We start from the raw sequence: 15,655 nt of genomic DNA, 5'->3' as shown, positions 1-15,655 counted from the left end.
GTGAACCGTCTCCGGGCAACGCCCGCGTCCAAGCGCACCGTCGCCGGAGCCAGCCGCGCCGCCGGGGCGGGCAGCTCCACCTACTCCAGTCGGGTCCTGGCGCGTGTCCTGGATGATCTCGTGCGGATTCCCGGCACCCAGCAAGGCATCGGCCTCGACGCCCTGATCGGGCTCGTGCCGGGTTTCGGTGACGCGGCCGGGACGGCCATCTCCAGCGTCATCCTCATCGACGCGGTGCGTCACCGGGTGCCGTTGTCGATCCTGTTGCTCATGGGCTGGAACCTGCTGGTCGACTCTCTGCTCGGCCTGGTGCCCTTCGTCGGCGACATCGCCGACGCCGCCCACCGCGCCAACGTGAAGAACCTGCGTCTGCTGGAGGGCACCATCGCGCAGGGCCGCGCAGTGGACCTGAGCGTGAAGAGTTATGCCCTGCAAGCGTTCACCCTGGTTGCGCTCATCCTCATCGTTCTGGTCGCGTTGGCCGTGCTCGCGATCTGGGCGTTGCTGCGGGTGTTGCACATTCTCTGACCGAGCCGCGATCCAGGGCGAGGAGCAATAGCTCATGCCAAGGTGAAGGTATGAGCGACCACGACCACGACCCGAACCCGCAGCTGACCGAGACCGATCGCGGCTACCTGCGCCGTTGCGTCGAGCTCGCCCAGGAGGCCCTCGCCGCCGGTGATGAACCGTTCGGTTCGGTGCTCGTACTCGACGACGCGATCGTGGCGCAAGACCGCAACCGCGTCGCGGGCGGTGACCGTACCCGCCATCCCGAGCTCAGCCTGGCGCGGTGGGCCATCGAGAACCTTCAGGAGCAGCAGCGCGCAGTCGCGCAGGTCTACACCTCAGGAGAGCACTGCCCGATGTGCGCTGCGGCCCACGGGTGGGCAGGCCTGGGCCGCATCGTGTACGCCACGTCCTCCGCCCAGCTTGGGCAGTGGCTGCGCGAATGGGGTGTCCCTGCAGCGCCGGTCGCGTTGCTGCCCATCCAGCAGGTGGTCCCGGGCGTGCCCGTCGCGGGCCCGGAGGAGTCCCTGACCGAGCAGATCCGCGAGCTGCACCACCGCTGCCACGTCGGCTGAGCGGCAGGGTCAGTCGTTCGCGACCTCCAGCACGACCTTGCCCTGGGTGTGACCCTCTTCGACGAGGCGGTGCGCCGCCGCAGCTTCGGTAAGGGGGAACACGCGGTCCAGCGCGATGGTCAACCGGCCCTGCTCGAGCTCGGTGGCCAACGCGGCCAGCCGCTCCCGGTCGGGGCTGATCGTGGGGACCGCGACGTTGATGCCGCGTGCCCGGGCCGGTTCCAGATCCGCCAGCGACGGCAGGATCACGAGCCGGCCGCCTTCTGCCAGATGATCCATCGACGGCTCGTAAGTGGAGAAGTAGACGCCGTCGATGATGACGTCGGGACGCGGCGTCACCTGCGTGAAGTCCGCCTGGGTGTAGTCCACATGGATCGCCCCCATCTCTTCGATGCGGGAGCGCTTAGCTGTCGAGGCGGTGGCGTACACGCGGGCCCCGGCCGCGACACACAACTGCACGACGACCTGCCCGACGCCACCGGCGCCACCGTGAACCAGCACCGTGTCGTCGGCGGTCACCCGCGCCAGGTCATGCACCGCCACCCACGCGGTCAGCCCGACGAGCGCGGTGCCAGCTAGGACCTGCGGATCGACACTGGCTGGGGCCGGTGCCAGCGCGGAAGCGGGCAAGGCTACGAACTCTGCGTAGCACTCACCGCGGTGGCTCAACGGCGCCATCCCGAACACCCGCGTGCCGACCGCGAAGTCGCTGACTCCGGGTCCGACCTGCTCGATCACCCCGCAGCATTCACGGCCGAGGATGAGCGGGAAGCCGTCTGCGGTCAGCTTGGCGGCAAGGCCGGAGGAACCGTCCCGGATCTTGTAATCCAGGGGGTTCACCCCGGCTGCGAGCACCCGCACGAGCACCTCACCCTGACCGGGCGTGGGGGTGGGGGCGTCGGTGACGACATGAAGTTCTTCTGGCCCGCCAAAGCGGTCGATCTGAGCAGCGCGCATGAACGTGAGTCTGCCATCCGGGGCGGCGCGGCACACCTGTCGCTGCACACGATGTCCGGGCACTTCGTTCGGTCACCGGTGGTTGCCTTCCGTTCGCCTTCCGGCCCTCCGATCCGAGCGCGCTGCAGGTTTGCTGTCGGCTGACCACGCGCGCATGCGTGTGGGCCTGCCCGGTGTGCGCCTCGCAGGTCGTTGCCCGCCGCTCGGAGGAACACACCCGGTGTTGCCCTAGGCCGTCACCTCCGGATCACCACGGCCAGTCGCCGGATCAAGCAGGACCGCAACGTGGGCGTTGTCGCCATCACGACCGCCCAACGCGTGACTGTTGCCGTGATGGACGACGGCACCCACCTGCCGACGTCGCGGAGGTCCGCCAGTGGCCCCCGGGCCTGGTTCTCGGGCCCGCCGCAGCGCCGCCTGTCACAGGGTTGGGGTCGACGCCGCGGCCGCACCCCGCTACTGTCGGGATTCGTTGAGCCCCGGAGTGATCGGTCCCTGGGGGCAATTGGCCCGCAGGCCCAGATCGGAAGGACACCATGCTGTTCCCGGCTCTACCCCCCGCCCCGCCCGCGGCTATCCACGCTGCCCCCGCCACCCCGGTGGTCATCGCTGAGGGACGCCACCGCGTTCGATCGGGTGAAACCGTGAGCGGCATCGCGCTGCGCTACGGGATCACCCAGGGGCAACTGCGCCGGGCCAACGGCATCGGTGCGGACAACAAGATCCGAACCGGCCAGAAGCTGCAGATCCCGACGGTCTCGAGCGCGCCCCGCTCGAAACCGGCGCAGGCGGGCCGTGCCCACCCACAGTTGTCCGCTTCGCGGGCCAGCACCCGCAACATCATCGCCGCCACTGCCCGCCGATATGGCGTCGACCCCGACCTGGCGCTCGCCGTCGGGTGGCAAGAGTCCCGGTGGCGTCACGACTCCTTCTCCCACAAGGGCGCTGTCGGGGCGATGCAATGCCTGCCCCAGACGGCACGGTGGATGTCGGAGAAGGTCGGGCGCACCCTGGATGTGCAAGACGTGCGTGACAACGCCACCTGCGGCGTCCTGCTGTTGAAGACGCTCCAGGCGCAAACGGACCGGGAAGCGACCGTCCTGGCTGCCTACTACCAGGGGATGTCCTCAGTGCGCAGCAACGGCCCGTTCTCCTCCACCCGCCGCTACGTCGCTTCTGTGCAAGGACACCGCGACCAGATCGCCGCCGGGAAGAGGCCTCGGGGCTGAGCCCTGGAGCACCCACGCCTGTAGCGCGCGCCCGGCGTCGGCTGAAGTCAGCGCGCCCCACGCGGGTGCGCTGCTCGCCCCATCCGCAGCCTGCGGAAGGGGAACAATGACCGAGACCACCCGCTACTGACCCTCGGGCAGGCCGACGGCACCGGGCCGAGCTGACTGGGCCGTTGCGCGGCACCGGATACAGGCGGTCGTTGACATCCGATGATTTCCCGGCAGCCGCACTGACGAAGACGCAGCCAAAGATGCTGTTCCAGAGCTGACTTCGCAGGCGGGGACCGACTACCGCTGGGACGCCCGCCTCGGTGGGCCACGGTGTCTGAACTGGGTCGAGGACGAAGCTTGGCCGGGCCAGTGGGGACAGAGGCAGCCTTTTCGCGCCTATGCGGCCTGGACCAGCTCCGATCAGTTCCGCGCCGGTACCGCCCAGGTGCAGGCGCAACGCGACGCACCGCGATCCTGTGCTCCGAGGCGGTGCAGTGGCGCTGCCACCGGCCCATCATGAGCGACATGGAGCTGCTCGGACCTGGCGTGCCGGTTCTGCACCTTATGCACGATCACACGCTGCGGCCGCACCGCCGAAGTGACGGGGCACGCTGGGAGGAGCAAGAACTCATTTTGGATGCCTCTGAATCGGCCGGTTCGTGTCGATGATGAATACATAGGTGCGAGACACCGGCCCTGGAGTTTCGTACGATCAACTTGGTCGCTCGCCCAGGACAAGTGTCCTGGGGTGCGGCAGCAGGCCGGGTGGGGAACCGGTCGATGAGGGGGAGAAATGAGCAATCAACGTAGTTTGCGCGCAGCTGCAGCGATGGGGATCGCCGCAGCCGGCTTCGCAGTTCCTGGTGGCCTGGGGATGGCCGCTCATGCCGAAGACACGCCGCCACCACCGCCGATTCAACTGTCGGTACCGCCGATCACGCCGCGACCGCTGGCTGTCCCGCAGGTGGCCCCGATGAGCGTCGCGCCCCAGCAGGTGACGCGGACCTTCCAGGTCGTCAGCTATCGGCCGCGCACGACAACGCACAAGAAAGTGCTGGTCCGCCTGGACGATGACGGGATGCTGCGCAGCGGCGAGGACCGCGCGGTGCCCCGAGTGACGACGCAGTTCGTCACCGTCCGGGTTGACCGGGACGCCACCGCAAGCGAAGTCGTGAAGGCGATCAACTCCCGAACCGGCCGCGTCGGTGACGTGCGCACCACACAGCGTTTACGTGCCGCAGCCAAGAGCCACACCGTGGCGTGGGAACTGGCGCCCAAAGCGACCCCGCGCGTGCCCTTCGGCCCCCGGGCCGCATCGCCGCAGCAGTTCCTGGCCCGCTCCTGATCCAGCGCGGCTTTGAGGGGGCTGACCCCCGCAACCGCAATCCCACCTAAACCGTGGCGGCGACCCGACAGTCCCTCGAGTAACCGGGTCGAGCGGATGCCCCTGTCGATCTCGCATCCGGGCACGCGCTCAAGCCCTCGGGCACGTGATCGGTGCGCGGGCCGCCGCGTCCCGGACGACGGGGGTCGCCGAGCCTTGCCGGATGCCCCCTAGGGGGCGCATGGAAGTTGGCCGACCACGACCTTCCCGGAGAGCAGCCGACGAGGCGCCACCACCGAATCGGTGACGGCGCCTCCTCGCCTGCGCAGCAGCTACCGTGCTCAGACGTCCAACGTCAGCGAGTGCCGTGGGGTCAGGTCATCCGGGCCGCCATAGTTACCGCCCGGGGTGACGACGGTGCCAGCCGTACCCTCCAACATTTCCACCACGTCATCCAGGCGCCCGATGGCCGCCAGGTCACCGGTGAGTTCCACGAATCGGCACACCGCCTCGATCTTGGGGCCCATCGAACCGGCAGGCGCGCCCAACCTGCGCAACTCACCCGGCGTCGCCCGCGTCAACGGCTCGGCATGGTCGGTGCCGAAGTCCTTCATCACGTTCGGCACATCCGTCAGGATGAGCAGCGCGTCAGCCTCCAACGCCTCCGCCAACCGGCTCGCAGACATGTCCTTGTCGATGACGGCCTCGACGCCCTTGAGCTTGCCCCGCTCGTCCCGAATCACCGGGATGCCGCCACCGCCGGAACACACGACGACCGCACCCGAACTCAACAGCAACCGGATGATCCGCGTCTCCACCACACGCTGCGGCTCCGGAGAAGCCACCACCCGACGCCACTTGTCACCGTCGGGCTTGACCACCCAACCCATCTCGGCGGCCTTCGCCTTGGCCTCCTCCTCGGAGTAGACCTCGCCGACGAACTTCGTCGGGTTATCGAAAGCCGGGTCGTGAGCCAGCACCAACGTCTGGTTCACCAAACTCGCCACCTGGCGCCCAGGCAGGTGGTTCTGCAACGACTGCAGCAACCAGTACCCGATCATGCCCTGGGTCTGAGCACCCAACGTGTCCAACGGATACGGACGCGAGAGCTTTTCATCCTTAGCGCTCTCCAACGCCAACACACCCACCTGCGGGCCGTTACCGTGCGTGATGACGAGCTCATGCTCCTGCGCGAGCGGCGCCAACGCCTTGATCGCGCGCTCGGCGTTCTCGATCTGCGTCGAAGCGTCAGGCTTCTGACCCCGCTCCAACAATGCGTTGCCACCCAGGGCGACGACGATCCTCATCTGATGTTCCTTTCACCAAGGTCAACAAGCAGGGAATACGCGAGGCCCTGCACAAACGCAGGGCCCCACAACAAAAGACAAACCACACGAGAACAAGAGGGGAGAGCACAAGCGGACACGTCCCAGCTCAGTCGCTGTGTTCAAACCGGCGACTTCGTCGGGTTTGGCCTGGGCAGGATGCTCGCTGCGCTGCGCTCCTACCCAGACCTGCACCCTTCCTGGGTCGCTACAACCAATCGGCGACTTCGTTGGGTTTGGCCTGGGCAGGATGCTCGCTGCGCTGCGCTCCTACCCAGACCTGCACCCTTCCTGGGTCGCTACAACCGACCGGCGACTTCGTTGGGTTTGGCCTGGGCAGGATGCTCGCTGCGCTGCGCTCCTACCCAGACCTGCACCCTTCCTCAGTCGCCGAGAGTCGCGACCAAGACGGCCTTGATCGTGTGCATCCGGTTTTCTGCCTGGTCGAAGACGATCGAGGCTTCAGACTCGAACACCTCGTCTGTGACCTCGAGCGCCTCCATGCCGGTGGCCTGGAACAGGTCCTCGCCGACCTTGGTGTTGCGGTCGTGGAAGGCCGGCAGGCAGTGCATGAACTTCGTCTCCGGGTTACCCGTGGCCGCCATCAACTCGGCGTTGATCTGGTAGTCGCGCAACATCTCGATGCGCTCGTTCCAGACCTCCTTCGGCTCACCCATCGAGACCCACACGTCCGTGTACAGGAAGTCCGCGCCCGCCACCCCGGCCTTGACGTCATCGGTGATCGTGATCCGAGCACCCGTCGTCTCAGCGATCTCGCGGGCCTTGGCCACGATCTCCGCCGAGTTCTGCAACTCCTTCGGGGCGACCATGCGCACATCCATGCCCATCATCGCGCCGCTGATGAGCAGCGAGTTGCCGACATTGTTACGGGCATCGCCCAGGTAGGCGTAGGCGATCTCACGGTCGGGTTTGACGCTGAACTCACGCATCGTCAACTGGTCGGCCAGCATCTGGGTCGGGTGCCACTCGTTCGTCAACCCGTTCCACACCGGCACCCCGGCGAACTCGCCCAGAGTCTCCACCAGCTCCTGGCTGCTGCCCCGGTACTCGATGCCGTCATACATCCGCCCCAACACCCGAGCGGTGTCCTTCATCGACTCCTTGTGGCCGATCTGGCTACCACTGGGGTCCAGGTAGGTGACTCCTGCGCCCTGATCGTAGGCAGCAACCTCGAACGCGCAGCGGGTGCGGGTCGAGGTCTTCTCGAAAATCAGCGCGATGTTCTTGCCGCGTAGCCGGGGAACCTCGATGCCTGCGTACTTGGCCCGCTTGAGGTCGTTCGCAAGCTGCAGCAGGTGACGCCACTCCTGCGGAGTGAAGTCCAACTCCTTCAGGAAGTTGCGGTGGCGCAGTGAAAAAGCCATGTCAGATGTCCTCTCGTTCAATGGGGCAGCTCATGCAGCGCGGGCCGCCACGTCCGCGGCCGAGTTCTCCGCCGCTGATGGTGATGACCTCGACGCCGTTATCGCGCAGGTGTTGATTGCTGACAGTGTTGCGTTCGTAGGCGATGACGACCCCCGGGCGGACCGTGAGCACGTTGCAACCGTCATCCCACTGCTCCCGCTCCGACGCCGCCGCGTCCTGGTCGGCGGTGAGCATGCGCACCGAATCGACACCCAGCGACTCGGCGAGCACCGCCTCCATCCGGTCCGGCTCGTGCACCGTGACGTTGAAACCGACCTCGTCATCGCTGGGCTCCAGCACGAACGAGCGCAGGTTCGGCAAGTTCGCGTACCGGGTGAAGGAACGCTCATCCACCATCGACATCACGGTGTCCAGGTGCATCACGGCGCGGTACTTGGGCATGTCCAAGCCGACGACCCGGCGGGCCGCCTTCTTGGCGAACATGGCTCGCGCCAAACGTTCCACAGCCTGCGGGGTGGTGCGCTCGCTCATCCCGACCAGCGCCGTCCCACGCCCGATGACGTGCACGTCGCCGCCCTCCATCGTGGCCTGGCCACGGCCCAGGCCACCGCCCCAGTACTCGAAGGGGTTCTGCGACAACACCGGGTGCCAGCGGTAGATCGCCTCGTAGTTGATCGATTCACGCATCCGAGCCGGCAGTCGCATCGTGTTCACCGAGACGCCGCCGTACACCCAGCAGGAGGTGTCGCGGGTGAACAGGTGGTTCGGCAACGGAGTGAGGATGAAGTCGCTGTCGGCCATCCACTTCAACAGCACCGACGAGGTGTGCGGGTCGTCGTACTCCTTCGCCTCACCACAGGTCAGACCGCCGATCAAAGTTTCGGCCAGCTTCGCGTCATCCATCGAGGACAACAAGCTCATCAGCGGCTCGATAGCGCCGGGGCCGAATACGTCCTCGTCGAGCAACTGGCTCAACAGAAATTTGCGCGCCTCCGGGACGGCCAGCGTTTCCTTAAGCAAAGTGTCCAGCAGGAGGACTTCTACGCCCTGAGAGCGCAGGGCCTCCGCGAACTCGTCGTGTTCCTCCTGAGCGCGAGGGACCCACGGCAACTCATCGAACAGAAGTCGATCCTTGTTCGAGGGGGTCAGTCGGGCCAGCTCTTTGCCGGGGCGGTGCAGGATCACACGGCGTAGCTGACCGACCTCAGAACCGACATACGAAGTGGACATGGAAATCCTTCCAAACGAAGCTGGGCCGGGGAACCGGGCAGGTCACAGAGGTCGCTCTCACCCCCGACACTCAAAACGGTAACCCGCGCGCGGCCCGCGCACCCCAAGGTTTGCAAGAACCGGCCCGCGAGCCGCCGGCGCCCCGGAGGAGATGGCGCCGGGCACAATAGGGCAGGTGAGACGCCAAACGCACCCCGACCGACGGCTGGGCGAGTTGCGCTCTCACTCGGGGGCGGTAACGGCATGAGCATGCATCTGCACCGGGGCAGCCGGACCGAGTCCCTGGCCGAGTCCTTGGCCACCCTCCTCGGCACGTCGCTGCCGGACCCGTTGGCCACCGAACTGGTCATCGTCCCGGCCCGCGGCGTGGAACGCTGGCTCACCCAACGCCTGGCCCACCGCCTCGGAACCGGCCCCCGCGGCTCGGACGGGGTCTGCGCCGGGGTGGAGTTCCGTTCGCCACGCTCCTTCATCGGGTTGCTGCTCGGCGCCCCCGAAGACGACCCGTGGGATCCGGACCGGTTGGTGTGGCCGCTGCTGGACCTCATCGACGCCCAGGTGGACCAGCCGTGGCTGGCCACCCTGGCTCGTCACCTCGGTCACGGCGTCCCTGGCGAGGAAGGCGAACTGCGGGCCGGACGCCGCTACGCCGTGGCACGCCACCTGGCCGGTCTGTTCGCCGGCTATGCGCTGCAACGACCCGCGCTGGTCACCGACTGGCGCCTCGGCCGCGACACCGACGGCGGCGGGTGCCCCCTCGATGAGGACCTGCGCTGGCAACCCGAGCTGTACCGACTCCTCATCGAGCAGGTGCAGGTGCCACCGCCCGATGTGCGTCACGCCCAGACGCTGGCCCGGATCGCCGACGACCCCGAATCGATCCCCGTGCCGCCCCGCCTGTCGATGTTCGGCTACACCAGACTGCCGCGCACCGAAGTGGAACTGCTGGGAGCCTTGGCCCAATCCCGCGAAGTGCATCTGTGGCTGCCGCAAACTTCGCCCGCCGCCTGGGACACCCTCGCCGCGGCCTGCGCCGACGGCCCGGTACCCCGACTGCAGGATCAGACCGCGACCCTGCTGTCCCACCCCCTGCTGGCCTCGCTGGGCCGGGACGCCCGCGAACTGCAGCGCACCCTAGCGCTGATCGGGGCAACCACCCCCGAGCCCGACAGTGCGCCCCCGCAACAGGTTCGCGACGAACCGGGCGAGCCGCAGCTGCTGTCCTGGCTACAAGCCGACCTGCGCGCCGACTACCTGCCCACACCCCAGGAGCGGGAGCACCGGATCGTCGCCGCAGAAGACACCTCGGTGCAGGTCCATGCCTGCCACGGCCCTGCGCGCCAAGTCGAGGTGCTGCGCGACGTCCTGGCCGGCCTGCTCCAGGACGACCCCAGCCTGGCCCCCCGCGACATCCTCGTCATGTGCCCCGACATCGAGACCTATGCGCCGCTGGTCCAGGCCGCGTTCGGGCTGGGTGAGGTGAGCAGCGGGGCGACCCACCCGGCCCACGGTTTCCGGGTCCGGCTCGCCGACCGCTCCCTGACCGTCACCAACCCCCTGTTCACCGTGACCACCTCCGTGCTGGAACTGGCCGGCGGGCGCGTTGATGTCAGCAGCGTGCTCGATCTGGCGGCCTCTTCGCCGGTGCGAGCCCGCTTCGGATTTGACGACGGCGACCTGGAACAGGTGGGCCGCTGGGTCGAAGAGGCCGCGATCCGTTGGGGGCTGGACGCCGAACACCGCTCCCGTTTCAAACTGCAGGGCTACCCGCAGAACACCTGGCGCTTCGGCCTGGACCGGCTGCTGCTCGGGGTGGCCATGTCGGAAGAAGAACACCGCACCATCGGTACCGCGCTGCCCATCGACGACATCGCCAGTGCCGACATCGACCTCTTGGGCCGGTTCGTGGAGTTCATCGACCGGCTGGAATCCACCGTGCACGAGTTGGAACGGGCCACTGGTGTCCTGGCCTGGACCCAAGCGCTCCGCGACGGGGTCGCCGCCCTGACCCGGGTGGCGCCCGCCGAGGCGTGGCAGAGCGCACAACTCGAAGGTGAACTGGCCGCGGTAGCTCAAGCGGCAGGCGCCGCCACGACGCTGCGACTGGCCGACGTGCGAGTCCTGCTCTCCCAACGTCTGGCCGGGCGCCCCACCCGCGCCAACTTCCGTACCGGCAGTCTCACCGTGTGCACGATGGTGCCGATGCGTTCCGTGCCGCATCGGGTGGTCGCGCTCGTCGGGCTCGACGACGGGGTGTTCCCGCGCAGCGGCAGCATCGACGGCGACGATGCCCTGGCCCGCCGGCCCTGGACCGGGGAACGTGACGTGCGCAGCGAGGACCGGCAACTGTTCCTCGACGCGATCATGACCGCCCAAGAACACCTCGTCATCACCTACAGCGGCGCCAGCGAATACGACGGCCACCTCATGCCGCCCGCGGTTCCCCTCGGGGAACTGCTGGACACCCTCGCCGACACCGCCACCGCCCCCGAGCCCGCGGCGGCGGGACCACTGGACCCGGCAGCGCCACCGGGCGGAACCTGCCCGCAGGACCGGATGCTGCAGCACGTTTTGACCCGGCACCCGCTTCAGTCCTTCGACCCGCGCGTCGTCGACAAGGACAACCCGTTCACCTTCGATCCGGCGGCGCTGGCCGGTGCCGTCGCCGCAGCTGCCCCCCGCACCGCGCCCCCGCCCTTCCTGTCTGCACCGCTTGCGCCCCGCGAACCCGGGGACATCGCCCTGAACGACCTCATCGCCTTCTTCCTGCACCCGGCGCGTGCCTTCCTGCGGCAACGCCTGGGCGTCGGGGAGTTCATTGAGGAGGACGAACGGGTCGACGCCATCCCGGTCGAACTCGACGGCCTCGGCATCTGGGGGGTCGGTGACCGGCTGCTGCGCGACGCCCGGCACGGGGTCGAACCGGCCGTGGCCCGCCGCGCCGAACAAGTGCGCGGACTGCTGCCGCCCGCAATGCTGGGCCTGCGCACCCTGGACCGGGTCGGCTCGGTCGTTGACGCCTTGGTCCAGGCCAGCGGGCCGCTGCGGCAAGGGGACCCGCGAGCCGTGGACATCCTCATCGACCTGCCCGGCGGACGGCGCATCACCGGCACCGTTCCCGAGGTGTACGGCACCCGGATCCTCACCGTCACCTACTCCTCGTTGCGCGCCAAACAGCGGCTGCGCTCCTGGATTCCGCTGGTTGCGCTGACCGCGGCTCGCCCCGACCTGGAATGGACCTCCCACGTCATCGCCCGGCAAGGCTCGAGGGCTACGCACCTGGAAGCCGGACCGCTGGCCCCGGGCCACGCGCTCGCCGTCCTGAGCGACCTGGTCGACATGTACGACCGCGGCATGAACGAACCGTTGCCGCTGCCGGTCGAGACCGGTTACGCCTTCGCCGAGGCCGCTCGGCGCGTCGCCAACGGGGAGCAGATCCGGCCGCGCGACGTGGCCGGTAAGACCTGGGTCACCCCGCCCAAGCCCGATGCCATCCCCGGTGAGGCCGACGACCGGCACCACGTACGGGTTTACGGACCGAACGCGCCCCTGACGGTGTTGCTGGAACGCCCCCGCCCCGACGAGTCGTGGAACACCGCCGGCACCCGCCTGGGACAGTACGCGCTGCGGTTGTGGCAGCCGATCCTCGACGCCCAACGCCGGGGGCGGGTATGAACCCGAATCAGCCGACGACCGCCCAGCCCGAAGGGACGCCCGTGTCGAACTCGAGGCTGCAGCCAACCACCGAGCGCATTGACACCTTCGACATCGCCGACCCGCTACCCACCGGCACCACCCTGCTGGAAGCCAGCGCCGGCACCGGCAAGACCTGGACGATCGGCGCCCTCGTCACCCGGTATGTAGCCGAGGGGCACGCCCGGCTGGAGGAGATGCTCACCGTCACCTTCGGTCGCGCAGCCAGCCAGGAGCTGCGGGAACGGGTGCGCGAATCGGTGGTCCGGGCCGCCCGGGCCCTGGCCCACCCCGAGACGGTCACCCCCGGCCAGGACGCGCTCCTAGACGTGCTCCTGGACGCGGATCAGCAAGAACTCCAGGTACGCCGTGGCCGTCTGCTCCAAGCCCTGACCAGCTTCGACGCCGTCACGATCGCCACCACGCACCAGTTCTGCCAGATGGTGCTGCGCAGCCTCGGGGTGGCCGGGGACACCGACCGGGACGCCCGGCTCGTCGAAGACGTCGATGACCTGCTCGTCGAGGTCGTCGACGACCTTTACCTGCGCGGCTTCGCCCGCAGCCAGGACGCGCCGGTGTTCAACCGCGCCGAGGCCCTGCGGATTGCCCGAGCCGTCATCGGCGACCCGCAAGCACAGATCGAACCGAGCCACCTGGAACGCACCACCCCCGCCGGGCGACGGGTCAGCTTCGCGCACGCCGTCCGCGACGAGATGTCCCGGCGGATGCGGCGACTGGGACTGCTCGGCTATGACGATCTGCTGTCCCGGCTGGCCCAAGCGCTCGCCGACGAAGACGCGCCGGCCCGGGCGCGGATGCGCCAGCGCTGGCCGGTGGTGCTGGTGGATGAGTTCCAGGACACCGACCCGGTCCAATGGCAGGTGCTCGACCGCGCCTTCTCCGGGCACTCCACGATGGTGCTCATCGGTGACCCCAAGCAGGCCATCTACGCCTTCCGCGGGGGTGACGTCGTCACCTACCTGCAGGCCGCCGCGACGGCCACGACGGTCAAGACGCTCGGGGTCAACTACCGCAGTGACCACGGGCTGCTGACCGGGGTGCAGGCCGTCCTGGGTGGCGCCGAACTCGGTGACGAGCGGATCGTGGTTCGTGACGTTTCCGCGGTGCACACCAACCGGTTACAGGGCGCCCCCCACCCGGAGCCGTTCCGGCTGCGGGTGCTGGACCACGAGGCGGCCGGGTGGAAGCCAGGCTCGACCATGTGGATCTCCAAGGTGCGTCCCAAGATCGCCGCGGACCTGGCCTGCGACATCCAGGAACTACTCGCCGCCGACACCCGGTTCGCGGGGCGGAAACTGCTTCCGGCAGACATCGCGGTGCTCGCCCACACCTCCCGCCAACTCGCGCAGGTCAAAGACGCCTTGCACGCGGCGGGGATCCCCGCCGTGGTGGCCAGTACCGGCAGCGTCTTTCGCACCCCGGCGGCGGCGGCCTGGCGCAGCGTCCTGGAAGCGATGGAGCAGCCGCACCGCACCGCGCGCGTCCAAGCCGCAGCGCTGAGCCCCCTGATCGGTCACACCGCTGAGGAGCTCGCTGAACACGGGGAACGGCTCACCGACGAGGTGGCGTTCACGATGCGCCGTTGGGGGCAGGTGATCGCCGAACGCGGAGTGGCTGCCGTTCTGGAAGCCGCAACCGAGGCGGGACTGCCGCAGCGGCTGCTGGCCAGGCAGGACGGCGAGCGCGAATTGACCGACCTGCGCCACGTTGCCGAGATCCTGCACGAAGAGGCAGCCACCGACCGGCTGGGTCTGCTGGCGTTGCTGACGCGGCTGATCGAGCACATGCGCGAGGACGCCCATGAGGGGCCGAATGTCCGCCGCCGACGCCTGGATTCGGATGCGGCAGCGGTGCAGCTGAGCACCATTCACGGCAGTAAAGGCTTGCAGTACCCGGTGGTGTACCTGCCCTATCTCGCTGATCGGTGGGTCAACGATGAGGGCCCGTCCATTCCCCGCTTCCACACCACGCCCAGGACCGCAGGGGAGCAACCGGTTCGTGCGGTGGACGTCGGTGGCAGTTACGCCGGGCGCCGCGACAGTGTCGCCGCCCACCACAGCGAAGAGGCTGGGGAGTCGTTGCGGCTGCTCTACGTCGCGCTGACCCGCGCCCAGTCCCAGGTCATCACCTGGTGGGCGCCCACGAACAACACCGAACCCTCAGCGTTGCATCGGGTGCTGTTCGGGCGTCGCCCCGGGCAGGGCGCCGTGCCGCCGGTGACGCCGATCCCAGAAGACGAACAAGCCCGCGCCATCCTCGCGGCCTGGCAGGAGCACGGCGGTCCGGTCGTGGAACGGGTCGAGCCGAGACCTCTCACGCCGCAACCCGCGCCCGCCACCGACGCCCAGTTCGCCCGGCGACACTTCACGCGCGCCCTCGATCTGGCGTGGCGCCGCACCTCCTACAGCGCCCTGACCAACGTGGAGATCAGCGCGCCAACCCTGCCCGATGGGGTGTCCGCGGACTCCTGGGCCGGGCAAGCTCTGGTGGGCAGCGAACCTGAAGGCGTCGGCACCGACGACGAGGCTTCGCTGGCGATGCCGGCGGTCTCACCCGCAGACGGCCCGCAGGCCGAGGTCGGGCCGCTGTCACCGATGAGTGACCTACCACTGGGGGCCACGTTCGGTTCCCTGGTGCACGCCGTGCTGGAGGAGGCCGACCCGCACGCGGCAGATCTGCAGGCGGAGTTCCGCACCCGGATCGAAGAGCAGCAGCGGCTCTGGCCGGTCGAACTCGACGCTGACGTGCTCGCCGAAGCTCTGGTCGCCGTCGCCGACACCCCACTGGGTCCGTTGGCGCCCGGCGCCACGTTGCGTGGGATCGGGCGCGCCGACCGGCTGTGCGAACTCGAGTTCGAGATGCCGCTGGCCGGTGGGGACCGCGGGGTGACCCGCGACGTCGAGCTCGGTGAGGTCGCCGACCTTCTGCGCCGCCACCTGGAACCGGGCGATCCGCTGCTGCCCTATGCCGATCAGCTCGCGCATCCGGAGCTGGGCGGGCAGCACCTCCGCGGCTACCTCACCGGCTCCATCGATGTGGTGCTGCGCTATAACGGGCGCTTCCTCGTCGCCGACTACAAGACGAACTGGCTGGGCCCGATGGATGAGCCCCTGCACGTCAGTGCGTACGCCCCCGAACCGCTGGCGCAGGCAATGGGTCACTCCGACTACCCCCTGCAGGCGCTGCTGTATGCGGTGGTGCTGCACCGCTACCTGCGCTGGCGCCTGCCGGACTACGAACCCGAACAGCACCTGGGCGGCATCCTCTACCTGTATGTGCGGGGGATGGCCGGGCCGGACACCCCGCTGGAGGGTGGCCACCCGTACGGGGTGTTCTCCTGGCGGCCGCCGGTAGACCTCGTCCGCGACCTTTCGGACCTGCTCGATGGAGGCGTCATGGACAAGGCGGGTGAGTAGT

10 protein-coding genes are annotated in these 15,655 nt (G+C 68.6%); 6 read left to right on the top strand and 4 right to left on the bottom strand.

The genetic code is table 11. The features are described from left to right. Both G9V96_RS09165 and G9V96_RS09160 read left to right on the top strand, forming a co-directional pair. Positions 1 to 528 (top strand): DUF4112 domain-containing protein, encoded by a 528-nt coding sequence (locus tag G9V96_RS09165; protein ID WP_226913251.1) that lies wholly within the window; start codon positions 1 to 3, stop codon positions 526 to 528. 50 nt (positions 529 to 578) lie between these two features. Then, entirely contained in the window at positions 579 to 1,082 is a 504-nt protein-coding gene (locus G9V96_RS09160; RefSeq protein WP_168582754.1) for a nucleoside deaminase, read from the top strand. 9 nt (positions 1,083 to 1,091) lie between these two features. Here G9V96_RS09160 and G9V96_RS09155 read toward each other — a convergent pair whose 3' ends face one another. After that, positions 1,092 to 2,039 (bottom strand): NADP-dependent oxidoreductase, encoded by a 948-nt coding sequence (locus G9V96_RS09155; RefSeq protein ID WP_168582753.1) that lies wholly within the window; start codon positions 2,037 to 2,039, stop codon positions 1,092 to 1,094. A gap of 644 nt (positions 2,040 to 2,683) precedes the next feature. Between G9V96_RS09155 and G9V96_RS09150 the strand changes: the two genes are divergently transcribed. Together G9V96_RS09150 and G9V96_RS09145 are read left to right on the top strand one after the other, a co-directional pair. Further along, positions 2,684 to 3,268 carry a transglycosylase SLT domain-containing protein gene (locus tag G9V96_RS09150; RefSeq protein WP_168583946.1) on the top strand — a complete coding sequence of 195 codons (585 nt, stop codon included), beginning with the start codon at positions 2,684 to 2,686 and terminating at the stop codon, positions 3,266 to 3,268. 784 nt (positions 3,269 to 4,052) lie between these two features. After that, positions 4,053 to 4,604, top strand: a complete 552-nt coding sequence (locus tag G9V96_RS09145) for a hypothetical protein (protein ID WP_168582752.1) — start codon at positions 4,053 to 4,055, stop codon at positions 4,602 to 4,604. A gap of 320 nt (positions 4,605 to 4,924) precedes the next feature. On the opposite strand, the gene arcC is transcribed toward G9V96_RS09145, so the two are convergent. The 3 genes from arcC to G9V96_RS09130 all read right to left on the bottom strand — a co-directional run bounded on the left by arcC (position 4,925) and on the right by G9V96_RS09130 (position 8,524). Beyond that, positions 4,925 to 5,890, bottom strand: coding sequence for a carbamate kinase (gene arcC, locus G9V96_RS09140; protein WP_168582751.1), 966 nt, complete (start codon positions 5,888 to 5,890; stop codon positions 4,925 to 4,927). 401 nt (positions 5,891 to 6,291) lie between these two features. Next, on the bottom strand, positions 6,292 to 7,293 hold the full coding sequence (gene argF, locus G9V96_RS09135; RefSeq protein ID WP_168582750.1) for an ornithine carbamoyltransferase: 1,002 nt from the start codon (positions 7,291 to 7,293) through the stop codon (positions 6,292 to 6,294). Between the two features lies 1 nt (position 7,294). Continuing rightward, the gene (locus G9V96_RS09130) at positions 7,295 to 8,524 is read right to left on the bottom strand and encodes an arginine deiminase (RefSeq protein WP_168582749.1); all 1,230 of its coding nucleotides are present in this window, start codon (positions 8,522 to 8,524) and stop codon (positions 7,295 to 7,297) included. A gap of 243 nt (positions 8,525 to 8,767) precedes the next feature. Between G9V96_RS09130 and recC the strand changes: the two genes are divergently transcribed. Continuing rightward, entirely contained in the window at positions 8,768 to 12,199 is a 3,432-nt protein-coding gene (gene recC, locus G9V96_RS09125; protein ID WP_168582748.1) for an exodeoxyribonuclease V subunit gamma, read from the top strand. Positions 12,200 to 12,240: 41 nt separating this feature from the next. Next, the gene (locus G9V96_RS09120) at positions 12,241 to 15,654 is read left to right on the top strand and encodes a UvrD-helicase domain-containing protein (protein ID WP_226913249.1); all 3,414 of its coding nucleotides are present in this window, start codon (positions 12,241 to 12,243) and stop codon (positions 15,652 to 15,654) included. Position 15,655 lies beyond the last annotated feature (1 nt).

Origin of the sequence: Gephyromycinifex aptenodytis, from assembly GCF_012277275.1 — a bacterium.
Lineage (GTDB): Bacteria > Actinomycetota > Actinomycetes > Actinomycetales > Dermatophilaceae > Gephyromycinifex > Gephyromycinifex aptenodytis.
Note: the sequence above shows the minus strand (reverse complement) of the source record. Positions and strands in the feature narration are given on the sequence as shown.